The 13,959-nt window shown below is 63.1% G+C and carries 8 protein-coding genes; 6 read left to right on the top strand and 2 right to left on the bottom strand.

Features of this window, described 5'->3' with window-relative positions; translation table 11 throughout:
* Nucleotides 1-91 precede the first annotated feature (91 nt).
* Together BM127_RS02685 and BM127_RS02680 are read left to right on the top strand one after the other, a co-directional pair.
* Entirely contained in the window at nucleotides 92-2,992 is a 2,901-nt protein-coding gene (locus BM127_RS02685; RefSeq protein WP_091193902.1) for a vitamin B12-dependent ribonucleotide reductase, read from the top strand.
* 93 nt (nucleotides 2,993-3,085) lie between these two features.
* Nucleotides 3,086-4,339: a DNA cytosine methyltransferase gene (locus BM127_RS02680; protein ID WP_091193900.1), complete on the top strand. Its 1,254-nt coding sequence runs from the start codon at nucleotides 3,086-3,088 to the stop codon at nucleotides 4,337-4,339.
* Here the strand turns inward: BM127_RS02680 and BM127_RS02675 are convergent.
* Together BM127_RS02675 and BM127_RS02670 are read right to left on the bottom strand one after the other, a co-directional pair.
* The gene (locus tag BM127_RS02675) at nucleotides 4,336-5,502 is read right to left on the bottom strand and encodes an MvaI/BcnI family restriction endonuclease (RefSeq protein WP_091193897.1); all 1,167 of its coding nucleotides are present in this window, start codon (nucleotides 5,500-5,502) and stop codon (nucleotides 4,336-4,338) included. The two genes, BM127_RS02680 and BM127_RS02675, sit on opposite strands and share 4 nt — an antisense overlap.
* 63 nt (nucleotides 5,503-5,565) lie before the next feature.
* Nucleotides 5,566-5,940 carry a very short patch repair endonuclease gene (locus BM127_RS02670; protein WP_091195384.1) on the bottom strand — a complete coding sequence of 125 codons (375 nt, stop codon included), beginning with the start codon at nucleotides 5,938-5,940 and terminating at the stop codon, nucleotides 5,566-5,568.
* A gap of 159 nt (nucleotides 5,941-6,099) precedes the next feature.
* On the opposite strand from BM127_RS02670, the gene BM127_RS02665 reads away from it, so the two are divergent.
* From BM127_RS02665 to BM127_RS02650, 4 genes are all read left to right on the top strand, one after another.
* Nucleotides 6,100-7,281, top strand: coding sequence for an MvaI/BcnI family restriction endonuclease (locus BM127_RS02665; RefSeq protein ID WP_091193894.1), 1,182 nt, complete (start codon nucleotides 6,100-6,102; stop codon nucleotides 7,279-7,281).
* 134 nt (nucleotides 7,282-7,415) lie between these two features.
* On the top strand, nucleotides 7,416-8,720 hold the full coding sequence (locus BM127_RS02660) for a DUF6361 family protein (protein WP_091193892.1): 1,305 nt from the start codon (nucleotides 7,416-7,418) through the stop codon (nucleotides 8,718-8,720).
* Entirely contained in the window at nucleotides 8,720-10,546 is a 1,827-nt protein-coding gene (locus BM127_RS02655) for a phospholipase D-like domain-containing protein (protein WP_091193889.1), read from the top strand. Before BM127_RS02660 ends, BM127_RS02655 begins: the two co-directional genes overlap by 1 nt.
* A gap of 20 nt (nucleotides 10,547-10,566) precedes the next feature.
* Nucleotides 10,567-13,671 (top strand): helicase-related protein, encoded by a 3,105-nt coding sequence (locus BM127_RS02650; RefSeq protein ID WP_139227584.1) that lies wholly within the window; start codon nucleotides 10,567-10,569, stop codon nucleotides 13,669-13,671.
* The last annotated feature ends 288 nt before the right edge of the window (nucleotides 13,672-13,959 follow it).

The raw sequence follows: 13,959 nt of genomic DNA, 5'->3' as shown, positions 1-13,959 counted from the left end.
GCAGGTGGTGGGGAAGCCGCCTGCCGGGCCTACCAAGCAACCGCGACGAACTCGCGAGCACCACCAACCACCAGGGATAAGAGGAAGTCGCATGACCGAGACGGTGAGCACGAGCGCCAAGGGCGCATCGAAGGGCAAGGGCCTGACGATGGAGCGTGTCTTCAGCACCGAAGGCACCCACCCCTACGACGCCATCACGTGGGAGCGTCGCGACGTCGTCCAGCAGAACTGGAAGACCGGCGAGACCGTCTTCGAGCAGCGCGGCGTGGAGTTCCCCGACTTCTGGTCGGTCAACGCCTCCACCATCGTCACGACCAAGTACTTCCGCGGCGCGGTCGGCACCGACGTACGCGAGTGGAGCCTCAAGCAGCTCATCGACCGGGTCGTGAAGACCTACACCAAGGCCGGAATCGACCACGGCTACTTCTCGACCGACGGCGACGCCGAGGTCTTCGAGCACGAGCTGACCTGGCTGCTCGTCAACCAGTACTTCTCCTTCAACTCGCCCGTCTGGTTCAACGTCGGCACCCCGTCGCCGCAGCAGGTCTCGGCCTGTTTCATCCTCTCCGTGGATGACTCGATGGACTCGATCCTCAACTGGTACAAGGAGGAGGGCTTCATCTTCAAGGGCGGCTCCGGTGCCGGCCTCAACCTCTCCCGCATCCGCTCGTCGAAGGAGCTGCTCTCCAGCGGCGGTACGGCGTCGGGTCCGGTCTCCTTCATGCGCGGCGCCGACGCGTCCGCGGGCACCATCAAGTCGGGCGGCGCCACGCGTCGTGCGGCCAAGATGGTCGTCCTCGACGTCGACCACCCGGACATCGAAGAGTTCGTGATGACGAAGGCCAAGGAGGAGGACAAGATCCGCGCCCTCCGCGACGCCGGCTTCGACATGGACCTCGGTGGCGCCGACATCACCTCTGTCCAGTACCAGAACGCCAACAACTCGGTGCGCGTCAGCGACGAGTTCATGCGCGCCGTCGAGGACGGCGGCGAGTTCGGCCTCCGCTCGCGCGGCACCGGCGAGGTCATCGAGACCGTCGACGCCCGCGGCCTGTTCCGCAAGATCAGCGAGGCCGCCTGGGCCTGCGCCGACCCGGGCCTGCAGTACGACGACACGATCAACGACTGGCACACCAACCCCGAGACCGGCCGCATCACCGCGTCCAACCCGTGCTCGGAGTACATGTCGCTCGACAACTCGTCGTGCAACCTGGCGTCGCTCAACCTGCTGAAGTTCCTCAAGGACGACGACACCTTCGACGCCGCCCTCTTCGCGAAGGCCGTCGAGTTCATCATCACCGCGATGGACATCTCGATCTGCTTCGCCGACTTCCCGACCGAGCCGATCGGCCAGACCACCCGCGACTACCGCCAGCTCGGCATCGGCTACGCCAACCTCGGCGCGCTGCTGATGGCGATGGGCCTGGGCTACGACTCCGAGGGTGGCCGCTCGATGGCTGCCGCGCTCACGTCGCTCATGACCGGTACGTCGTACAAGCGCTCCGCCGAGCTCGCGGGCATCGTCGGCCCGTACGCCGGCTACGCCCGCAACGCCGACGCCCACAAGCGCGTGATGCGCAAGCACCAGGCGGCCAACGACGTCGTACGCGTGCTGCACACCGAGGACGGCCGCGTGCACAAGCTGGCCACCAAGGCGTGGGCCGACGTGATCGCCACCGGTGAGGACAACGGCTTCCGCAACGCGCAGGCCTCGGTGCTCGCGCCGACCGGCACCATCGGCTTCATGATGGACTGCGACACCACCGGCATCGAGCCCGACTTCTCCCTGGTGAAGTTCAAGAAGCTCGTCGGCGGCGGCTCGATGCAGATCGTCAACCAGACGATCCCACGCGCGCTGCGCAAGCTCGGCTACCAGCCCGAGCAGGTCGAGGCGATCGTCGCCTACATCGGCGAGCACGGTCACGTCATCGACGCCCCGGGCCTCAAGCTCGAGCACTACGAGATCTTCGACACCGCGATGGGTGCTCGCTCGCTCAAGCCGATGGGCCACGTGCGGATGATGGCGGCGGCGCAGCCGTTCCTGTCCGGCGCGATCTCCAAGACGGTCAACCTGCCGGAGAACGCCACGGTCGAGGAGATCGAGGACGTCTACCTCCAGTCGTGGAAGCTCGGCCTCAAGGCGACCGCGGTCTACCGCGACAACTGCAAGGTCGGCCAGCCGCTCTCCGATGGTGGCGGCAAGGCCAAGAAGGACGCCAAGGACGCGGCCGACGCTGCCTCGGCGGTCGAGACCAAGGTCGTGGAGAAGGTCGTCTACGCCCCGGTCCGCAAGCGCCTGCCGAAGTCGCGCGTCTCGCGTACGACGTCGTTCACCGTCGGCGGTGCCGAGGGCTACATGACCTCCGGCGCCCACGACGACGGCCAGCTCGGCGAGGTCTTCCTCAAGCTCGGCAAGCAGGGCTCGACCCTGGCCGGCGTGATGGACGCCTTCTCGATCGCGGTGTCGATCGGCCTGCAGTACGGCGTCCCGCTGGAGACGTACGTCTCGAAGTTCACCAACCTGCGCTTCGAGCCCGCCGGCCTCACCGACGACCCGGACGTCCGCATGGCGCAGTCGCTGATGGACTACGTCTGGCGCCGCCTGGCCCTCGACTACCTCACCTTCGAGGACCGCGCCGCCCTGGGCATCTACTCCGCCGACGAGCGTCAGCGTCACCTCGAGACCGGCTCCTACGAGCCGCTCGTCGAGGAGACCGGCTCCGCGGCCGAGCTCGTGGAGGGCTCCTCCTCCCCGCTGGTTGAGCAGGGCGAGGAACGAGCCCGTGTCGAAGCCGAGGTCGTCGACGCCGACATCGTCGAGGCGTCGATCAAGCCGGCCCCCGTCGAGGCCAAGACCACCGCTGAGCTCTTCGAGAAGCTGACCGGCACCGCCGTTGACTCGCCGCTCTGCATGACCTGCGGCACGAAGATGCGGCCGGCCGGCTCGTGCTACGTGTGCGAGGGCTGCGGGAGCACCTCGGGTTGTAGCTGAGTCACCTCGTGTCAGGGTCCACTGTCAGTGGACCCTGACACGCTGCATTCATTAGCCGGTTGAACCGGGAGTTGGGGTCGGGTCAGGAACAGCATGAAGCCAACAGTTATTGATCTCTTCGCTGGTTGCGGCGGACTCGGACTCGGTCTGGAGCAGGCCGGATTCGAGACGATCTTCGTGAACGAGTTGCATCAGGATGCCCTCTCGACCTATTTGCTGAACCGCTCAGACACCTCCTTGAAGGAGCGCCAGAACCACTCCAATGACATTCTGGAGATCACGCAGCAGGGTGCTGAGCTTGACGCTCTCGCGAACCGCCTGCACCGCGAACACGGGGACGTGACGCTCGTAGCAGGCGGGCCGCCATGTCAGGGTTACAGCGGGATCGGCCACCGCCGGAGCTTTGTTGTTACGAAGGACGAGATCCCCAGCAATCACCTTTATCGCGAGATGGCAAAGGTCGTGGAGCGCGTTGCTCCGAAGGCCTTCCTCTTCGAGAACGTGAAGGGATTGCTTTCGGCCCGATGGACGCCCGGAGGTGATAGGGGCGAGATATGGGAGGACGTTCAGGCAGCCTTCCGGAAGCTCCGTGTCGTCAGAGACGGTGTCGAGCTCCATTACCAGCTGGGTTGGAAGCTCATTTCAGCCAAGGACTACGGGGTGCCTCAGAACCGTCCTCGGGTGCTTCTTGTTGGAGTTCGATCCGACCTCCCCTTCTCGCCAGTTCTCTCGAAGGCTGCGGGTGGCCTGTTGCCGGAGAGCGTCGGTGCGGCGCCAGATCCAATCGACTTCCTCGGCGATCTGGTTGACCCGCAGTGGCGGCCTGGTGGATCCACCACGCAGTATCTAGTGCCCGCGCGTACCGCGGCTCAGCGATTGATGCGTACGCTTCCCACGGGAGAGCTCCTCGCTAAGGGCGCCACGCTCACAGAGCACGAGTACGGAAAGCACGCGCCGCACATCCTTGCGAAGTTCGAGTACATGCTGCGGCACAACGGTGAGATCCCAGCAGAAATGCAGACCAAGAAGTTCGCACAACGGGTGATCCCCGATAGGTGGGGCCCGGGTGGCCCGAACATCACGGCCACTTCTCTGGCCGATGACTACGTCCACTTCTCACAGCCGCGGGTCCCGACAGTTCGCGAGTGGGCTCGGATTCAAACCTTCCCGGACTGGTACGAGTTTGCCGGCAAGCGCACCACCGGCGGCAGGCGCCGCGCGGGTGACCCGTCAATCGGTGACTGGACCCGCGAGGTTCCGAAGTACACGCAGATTGGCAACGCGGTACCTGTGGCGCTCGGCAGGACGGTTGGCGAGCATATCCTCAAGGTTGTTGGCGAACGCTAGAGGACGAACTCTGCAGGCTTTGGGAAGAGTGAGCCGAAGGAGGTCTGCGTGACCTTCCAGAGGTAGCCCTTGTCTTTCGCGGCTCCTCCGTCCTGTTCAAAGCAGGTTAAATCGACTGTGATGCCGCCTGCACGCACCAACGGCACGAAGGCACTCACCAGCGGTGAGCGTGTATAGCGAACCGAGTCGAAGAGAAATTCTTCGGTACCGTCCGGTGCAAGTCTCGAGGTTGCCTTCACCCAGAATGTGCTGGCGTGCTTGGCTTGCAACGATTGGCGAAGCTCTGCGTTGGACCACACCGCGAGGTTCTTGCCCGAGCGGGTAAGCCACGTATCGGCGTCGCCGGCATCGAGCGAGAAGCCAGCAGGGGTCGCATGTGTCGCGTAGACGGTTGCGAATAACTGGCGCCGGTCCTTCGCGGACGCGTAGTAGCCGTGCTGCGCAAGAAGGTCAGCAGTACGGGAGACAGGCGACCGCGACCAGTCGGGGGTCTTTGCAAAGAGGTTGTTGCGCCCGCCGGCTCTGCGTGCGGACTTCAGCTCGATCCCCTTGTAATCGGGAGAGCGGCTCGAGTTGGCCGCAATTCCGAGAAGGCTCTCAAGGGTAAAGCCGATGCCGGTATCACCCACACGTTGACTGGCTACCCATCCCATGCGAGCGATCCCGCGCAGTTTTCCAAGCAGCTCGTCGGCGACGATGTCTTCCTCACTCGCGAAGCCGCAGACTACCGCGCCGAGCGGCGAGTCCGGGTCTTCGCGGGCCTCCCAGACCGAAGGGTCCGACAGGTTGGTGATGTAAAGGTGCTGGTCGATCACGAACAGTGCCAGCAGATTCCCGGGCGTGGCCCATTCCCGCAGTCCGCGGACCCAGATCCGCGGATCGCCAGCCTTAGTGCGAGGACGGTATAGGGACACGGAGGTGTCTGGTGCCTCAAGATCGCCAAGGAATGTCGCTTCAACGATCACCTTGGCTTCCGGTCCCTGACCCTGCGAGTCGAAGTCGTGCACTCCGGCATCTCGCAGGAAGGCGCGAAGGTCTCCATGGGCGTCCATGATGCTTTTCTCAAGCCCAGTGGCAGTGGGGGAGAGGAACCCCACCTCGAGGTCATGGTCGGCGAAGTAGTTCAGGGCGCGTTCGATCTGGAACGTAGCGTTGCTCAGCACGCACCGAGGCTACGTGGACGATCGGGTCACCGTTGGAGAACTCTTTACCTCTGTCAGAAGGAACTACTTCGCGCCCCGAACTGCCCGGCCGACTTGCTCGGCCACCGCTGCGGGATGCTCATGCTCCCAGACTCGGATGACTGTCCATCCATTTCGCCTCAAAGTGACATTCGTCTCCATGTCACGCTCAACATTGCGCCGGAGCTTCTCGGCCCACCAGCCGGCGTTCCGAGCTGGCACCTTTCCGTGCTCGGGGCACGCGTGCCAGTAGCAGCCGTCAATAAAGACCGCGACCTTTTGCCTCGGGAAGGCTACGTCGATGGTCCGTCGAGGGTGCTCTGGGACGGCAGTGTGAAGTCTGAAACGCAGGCCGCTGGCATGGAGCGCTCGTCGCACCTCAACCTCGGGAAGCGTGTCCCTCGATCTGAAGCGACGCATCAAAGCGGTCACTGCGGGCGTGGGCCGGTCGCGACCGTCTGGCATCCCGCCATGGTATCGCCCAACTGCCAATCCGCCGATCTGGCAGCGACCCGAGCAAGGTGCACGTAGCTTAAGTCCGTGCTTAGCTCATCAGACTTTCCAATTGACCAAGCAATCGTGGCCTTCGCGGAGTTCGGCGTGGAAGCAACGTATGTAGTCATGACCGAGAACGCAGTGGAGAAGGGAATAATCGATGCGACTAGGCAGGTGCGCACCTTTCTTCGGGCTAGGGACATCCACGACTATGGACTGCAGCTGCAAGGCGAGCATCGTAGAATCGATCTTGGTGTTGTGCTTGACGATTCGGTGGTGCCGACGAAGATCAACCTATACAAACCTCCGTCGAAACCCGATCCGCGCCTCTGGGTTTTGGTCAACCGCGGCGCTGCGTGGAGCCTGCCCAAGTATGCAGGGTCTGGCAACCTCCTGGCGATATTCGCGCTCCCAGAGGGGCAGTTGTATCTGGTCAACGTCTCGGACGAGACGACCTTTGCCTCACGGCACGTAATCGGATCTCCGCTTCATTCACTGCTCACTCATAAAAAGTCAGACGAGAAAGCGGCGCGCGTTCTGGCTCAATTGTGCGAGATTTCGCGGCGCGGCTTTATTGAGTCAGCCGGGAATGCCCCCAATTCGGTAGGGGTGCTTCTTGAGGCGCTGCTGAGCATAGAACGGAACAACCGCAAGACTCCAGATATTGATGAGGAAATAGAGGTCAAGGGCTCGCGCATCTCACGAACAGGACGACATTCAAGTAAGGTAGTACTGTTTGGCGAGAAACCTGATTGGACGATTAGTCCTATGCGGGCGGCCGACGTGCTCAACAAGTACGGTTACGTTGGAAAGGGCGCGCATTGGCGGCTCGCCAACACGCAAAGTGCAACGCCAAATTCGCAGGGCATGTTTTTGCGTGTTCCAGACTCTGAGCGAGTGGTGGAGTTAGTGGGGAGGCGGCTCGGATCGCATGCCGAGGTCTTGTTTCGCTGGGACCTCGAGGTCCTCGAGGAACGCTTGTTGGAGAAACACCCTAAGACTTATTGGGTGGGCGCGATCAGTAGGAGGACTAACGTCCTCAATGAGGAGTTCCACTATGTCAAGGCCCAATTTACACGCGACCCAATGGTCGCGAATCTGGGGCCGCTCATCCAGGCGGGCAAGGTGGTTCTCGAGCTGTCGTTCAAGCGTACTATTACTGGCGGGGAATCCAATCACGGATTCAACTGGCGGATGGACGCTGTGAACAGACATCTCCTATTTCCCCCGCTTATCGTACATGACTTGCTTCTCGAGGAGGCGTAAATGCTGCGCGAGGCGCCTCGTTCCCAGTACGTCCCGGTAAGCGGCGGAAGGCTGAGTGGTGCCCTACGGCGCTGGCCGCGTTCGGCGCTAGTGTTGTTATCGATTGTTCGCATACCGAGTCTCAGGGGGCTGTAGTGGCGGGTAGTCAGGTTGCTTGGCTGAATTTTGATCAGGATCAGCAAGAGCGCACGCAGTTGTTGATGGCGGCACTTTCCCAGCAGGGCACGGTCGATGAGCTTGGCATGGGCATCCTTCGAGACCTGATCTCGGGCGTGCTCTTCCCGGGCCACACGGTCCTGCACACCCGGGCCAAATACCTGCTCTTTCTCCCGCGCGACTTCGCCGGACTCCGCGGTTCCACCGCCGACGCTTTGTCCAAAGCAGCGAGGAAGGCGGAGGGCGATCGCATCTCCCTGCTGCGTCGTCACTACGAACCGCACCTGCGCAGCAAGGGAATCATCGGCTACACCATGGGTAGTGAGACCAAGCAGATGCCGAGCGGCAGCTATTGGGGCCTGCTGCGCCAGCTCAGGATCTACAAGGCCAAGGGTTCGATCTGGGACTACTACGCCACCTTCGCCGCGGAGCGTGCCGCCCACGCCAAGCGCACAATGTTTCATTCCGAGGACGAAGACACGCAGGCAGCCGCAGCACTGGAGATGTGGGCCGATGTGCCCGACGCCGATGAATCATTCGGTGGGTTTGATCTCAGCCCCGAAGAGGCCACATGGCTCCGTGACCGATTCCTGCTCTCAGATCGCGAGGCGGACGAGTCTCGGTCCCTCGTGACGTGGCTCCTCGACCCAGACCGGAATGAGTGGGTCGAGAACCTCAAGAGCATCTGGAACCATCCGCAAGCCGATCAATTCCCGGGCAAGACCGCCGAGGCCATGGAATTGGGTCGTGACGCTGACTACCTCGTCTTCGGTGCTCGCATCCTCTACAACTACCTCTGCGCGGTTGGACGCCCCGACGACAGCGAGCAGAAGAGCAGGCTCGTCGCCAAGTACGAAGACGCAATGAAGGACTGGACGCAGGACCTTGAGCTCCTCCCCGGTCTCGACCGCCTGAACGAGCTGGATGCATGGGCACGGGGGCGACTCGACGACGTGCACGCATCGCAACCAGCCCGGATGCGCTGGGCACTCACGATCGGCTTCCTGCGCCGCTGGCTCCACAACGTCCAAGCAAGCAGCGATCTCCTCGCGGACGCAGCCGCTGAAGCGACGATTACTCGACGCGAGGCCTCGCTGAAGCCAGGCCGGGCACGGCTTGTTCAGCTCGACAGACTACGCAGCTGGGAGGGCGACTCCGGCTATTTCAGGATGGACTACAACTGGGCGCCGACCCGGCGCCTGCTCGACGACATTCACCGGGGCCTGGGCACGCCTCGGGTGCAAGCGCCGAACTCGGTCGACGACGATTCGGTGGTGGACTGATGCTCCGCCTCGACCAAACCGCTCTCCTCTTGGACGCGTTGCGGCCCCCGCAGGGGATGGAAATCGACATAGCCGTCGGCACCACCTTCACACTCGACCTGACCGCGCTCCTCACCATCCCCGTCGCAGCGAGCTTCGACGCGATGACCGAAGGCGCCGAACCCGCCGATCTACTCGAAACAATCCGGCGCTACTCCGAGCGCACTGTCCTCTTCTGCCAGGCTGGCGCCGTCAGCGTGCCGTCCCACTACCGCTCTGCTCACACCCTGATCGAAGACACTTTGGTCGAGGTGAAGAAGCCCGGCGGGGGCATATTCCACCCAAAGGTCTGGATCGTTCGGTTCACCGGCAGTGACACCGTGCTCCACCGTGTCCTCGTCATGAGCCGCAATCTCACGTTCGACAAGGCGTGGGACGTCATCGTGCGCCTGGACGAGGACCCCTCAGCGGACGCCGTGATGGACAATCAAGGCATCCTCGACTTCCTTGAATCGCTGCCAAGGCAAGCCGCCCGCGACCTCTCCCAGCGCCAACAAGACCTTGTCAACTCCCTCAGCCAGTCGCTCGCTCAAACATCCCTCTCCGTGCCGCATCCCTTCACCGCTGGGAAGTTCGTTCCACTCATCGACGGATTTCGACGGTCGCCCTTCCGCAGTAGCTACGACGCTGCGCTTGCTGTCTCCCCATTCCTAACAAGGGACGCCCTCACCGCCTACTTCAAGCCGACCGCCAAACGAAAGGTGATCGTCTCCCGTCCGGGAGCGCTCAACGCCCAGGCAGCTTCGCTTCGCGGGCTTCACGAGGTCTACCGAGTCAAGGACGCACTCCTCAACGCTCAGGATGATCTGGATGCATTCGCCACGATGGGCGAGGACTCCGACGTCGCGTCAGAAACGGACAGCACAGTCGCCGTTCCAAGCATGCGCGGACTGCACGCCAAGTTTTACGTGCAGGATCACGGACAGTTGGCGACGGCCTGGTTGGGATCGGCAAACCTCACCGGAGGGGCGTTCGGCGCCAACGTCGATATCTTGGTCGAGTTGACCGGGCCTAAGGGCGTCGTTGGAGTGGACGCCGTCATCAACAAGAGGGGGCGGAAGGACGATCTTTCGTGGATCGTCGAACCGCACGAGCTCCCCGAAGACGACGAGGCAGCGAGCGATCCCGAGGAGGGCATCTCTGAAGTCGATGCGCGCGCCTACGACATCGCATCAAAGGCCGTCAAAATCGTCTACTCGCTTGGCCCGGAGATGGATGGCGGGCCGTGGAGTGCTGTGCTCATGGTTGATCCTTGGCTGAACGTCGATGCCCTCGTTGTCACGGCGAGGCCCCTGAGCGTTCTGGCCGCCCGAGCGTCCGAGATTGTGGACGGCAAGGCGGCATGGGGTGGGTTGGTCGAAGAGGAGATCACCCCATTTGTTGTCATCACGATTAAGGCTGAAGGAAGCACCCGAAACGTGCTCGTCCGCGCCGACATCGAGGGCGACCCGCCCAGCCGCCGCAAGTCGGTGATCGCCCAGGCGATCAAGTCACCGGAGGACTTCCTTCGCTACCTCGCCGCTCTGCTCGGGCTCGTGAGCGGCTTCGGTCCTGGTGGCGGAGAAGGGGAGGGTGGGTTCTTCGGTGGGTGGGTGGCCGACGTGAGGGTCGACCGAATTCTGGAAGATCTCCTCACAACTGCATCGCGCAACCCGACTCGGCTGGAGTCGCTCGACCAGACGCTGACAGCGCTGCGAGCGGATGAGAGGTTCGGAGACGTGGTGCCTCAGTCGTTCAGCGAGCTCTGGGACGCCGTGTACGACGCGCGGAAGGATGCCATCGGGTGAGGGCGCGCGGGAAGCTGCCGATGGACTGGGCTGAGCGGCTCACCAATGCGACCGACGGATACAAGCGATTCCAGCTCGACACCGTCGATGCGGTCGTCGGCGCCATGTTCGACGGAGGGCAGCGCCGATTTCTCGTAGCTGATGAGGTTGGCCTCGGCAAGACGAAGACTGCTCGCGCACTGGTTGCCGAGACGGTGACGCGACTGTGGGACGACAGGGACGTCGACCGGATCGACGTGGTCTACATCTGCTCGAACGCACAAATAGCCCGCCAGAATCTGCAGGACCTCGACCTCTTCTCTGGCTTGGGCGAAGCGCCCCGCCGTGCGGACCGGTTAACGATGCTGCCGTCCACCCTGGCGAGCCTTGGCCACGTGAACCTGATCGCCCTCACCCCGGGCACGTCCTTCGACTTAGGCGACCAGGCGGGGCGCGTTGGCGAGCGAGCAATGCTCTGGAGACTCCTCGAGCATACGGAAGTCGGCTGGGGAGACCTCCTCTACGGCCGCAAGCACTCCGTCACGATCTTCCAAGGGGGAGCGTCCAGGGCCCGCTTCGAGCGGGAACTTCGGTTGCTCGACGAGTTCCAACCACCCGTCCAAGTGGTCAAAGCACTGGCCAAGAGCCTGCGCCGTCATAAGTTGCGGGATCAACTGGACCGGCTCTCTGACGGTCGGCGCACCCTCGAACCTGGACAAAGCAATAAGTTCATCGGCCAACTGCGCCGGCTGCTTGCCGAGGTGTGCATCCATCAGCTCAGTCCCGACCTCATAATCCTTGACGAGTTCCAGCGATTCACCAACCTCATCCACGGCGTCGGGTCCGAAGGAGCCCTGGCCCGGCTGCTGCTCGATCAGCCCGAAGCCAGGGTGCTCCTACTTTCCGCGACGCCCTACAAGATGCTTACGACCGCCGATGACGATGAGAGTCACTTCGAACAGTTCCTAAGCACCATTGAATTCCTCCTGGGAGCAGACAGGGCTTCGGAGATCGGGTCACTGCGGAGCTCGCTCGAGGAGCTTCGCTCGGGGATCTTGGGTCACCGAGACGCAGGCCGCCTGGGCGCGGCTCGCGACACGACCGAGCGGGTGCTCGGCAGCGTCATGGTGAGGACGGAGCGACTGGCTGCCACGCCGGATCGTGACGGCATGCTGGATGCAACGACCGATGCGACGTGCGCCGTGCAGAAGACCGACGTCCAGTCGTTCGTCGCCACCGATCAGATTGCGCAGATGCTCGACCGGGTTCCCTCCATGGTCGAGTACTGGAAGTCGGCCCCGTACCTCTACAACTTCATGGATGAGTACGCCGCCAAGAAGAGGATGCGCGCGGCTTTGCCCAACCGGCCGGATCTGAGGACGGCCCTGGTAGGCGACCACATGCTTGCAGCCCGTGAGATCGACAACTACAACGAAGTCGACCCGCGCAACAGCCGTCTGCGGTGGATGCTCCAAGACCTTGACCGCGAGGGTGCGTTCGACGTCCTTTGGGTCCCGCCGGCACTCCCGCAAACAGAACTTGCGGGACCGTACGCCGCCGCAGGTGGCCTGACGAAGCGACTCGTCTTCTCAAGTTGGAGTGTCGTCCCGAAGGCCGTTGCGTCGCTGCTCTCGTACGAATACGAACGGCGCCACCACAGACGCACGACCTACGAGGCGTCAAGGCGAAACCAGTACCGCCCACTCACCCCGCCTGCGCTGGGCAGGAACGCTTCTGAACGCTTCACCTCTATGGCGTTGCTTCTGCCGTGCATGGCTTTGGCAAAGATGGGCGACCCGCTCAATGTCGCCAGGTCATCCGGACGTTCGCTCCCTCTCCCACTCGAGACGATGCGTAACGTCGTCGCAGCCGAGATCTCGGAAAAGATTCAACCGTTGATCGCCCGCGCATCAACGACAGGCACATCGCTCAACATTTGGTACGCGGCCGCGCAGCTCTGGCTCGACCCTGAGATGGCACACCTGACCGTCCAGGACTGGGCGGGCGACAAACAACAGGGCATGGATGACCACTGGTCTCGACTACTTGTCAGCCGGGATGCAGTTGAGGATTGGGGCCCTCCGCCTGACGACCTAGTTGAGAAGCTCACGGACATCGCCGTCGCCGGTCCTGCCGCGGCTTCCCTCCGGTCACTCGCACGTCTTCGCGGTCGATTCGACACGGAGGTCACGGACCATGAGCTACGGCGGGCCGCCGGCGCGGTCGCTTGGGCTCTCACCAGCTTCTTCCACGCACCCGAGGCACTGGAGATCGTTCGCCTCTCGGGAAGTCGTGACCAGGACGTCTGGGAGCGGCTCCTGATTCACTGCGCCGAGGGAGGCCTCGGGAGCGTGCTTGATGAGTGGCTTCATCTCGTGCCCGATCAATGCCGGCTCGGCCGCGCCGCCGAAGCGCCACTCAAGAAGGTCGTCGAGACCGTCCAAAGCGTCCTCCAACTCAAGGATGGCCGCAGCTTCGGCGACTTCTACGATGACATGGGAGGCGAAGGTGAGGCGGACAAGCGCGAGCTGAGGACCCACTTCGCCATGCGCTTCGGCCAAGCGCGGGGGGCGACCGCAGAGGGTGAGAACCCATTGGATGTCCGCCACGCATTCAACTCACCCTTCCGGCCGTTCGTGCTGGTCTCGACGTCCGTCGGGCAGGAGGGACTCGATTTCCACCACTACGCCCACGCGATCGTGCATTGGAACGTTCCGGGCAACCCTGTGGACTTAGAGCAGCGTGAGGGTCGTGTTCACCGATACAAGAATCACGCAGTACGGAAGAACATCGGCGCCAAGTTCTTTGAGGATCCGCGTGTCGTTGAGTCGAACGACCCGTGGACGACTCTCTTTCACCTCGCCGATGACGGCCAGGGCGGCATGCGCCCGGAATGGATCTTCGACGGTGACGCGAAGATTCAGCGGCTTGTGCCGCTCCTGCCCATGAGCCAGGACATCGGCAAGCTCCAGCAACTCGTCGAGGCCACCAGCCTGTACCGAATGACGATCGGTCAACCTCGGCAGGCCGAGCTATTGGAGGTGCTTTCGGAGTTGGCCCCGGACGAGCAGGAGGAGATTCGCCGCGCCGTGAGCATCGACCTGAGCCCTACATCGGCCACCCGCAGGGTGCGGGCGACGGACTGAGGCGTCGCGCGTTGCCTCTCAGCCGCTTAACCGATCTGGCGTCGCGCTGGCGCGACCATCTGCCGCTCGGAGGGGCAGATCCCATCATCGACCTGCACCAGACTTCGTTGGCGTGTACGGCGCCGGCGCCTCTCACCGGGTTGCCCACAGCTATGTAAGGCAGCTCATACTCGCCCCGTGAGGCTCACCGTCGCGCCTCCCGCGGTTGATGGGCCGCCATTCACCCTGCTCCTCCTGTCGGTGGGTATCCCTACAGTCCTAGATATGAGATCGCGGGGGCGATCCATT

The organism is Nocardioides alpinus, assembly GCF_900112035.1.
Lineage (GTDB): Bacteria > Actinomycetota > Actinomycetes > Propionibacteriales > Nocardioidaceae > Nocardioides > Nocardioides alpinus.
The sequence above is the reverse complement of the archived record's forward strand: the minus strand, read 5'-3'. Positions and strand labels throughout refer to the sequence as shown.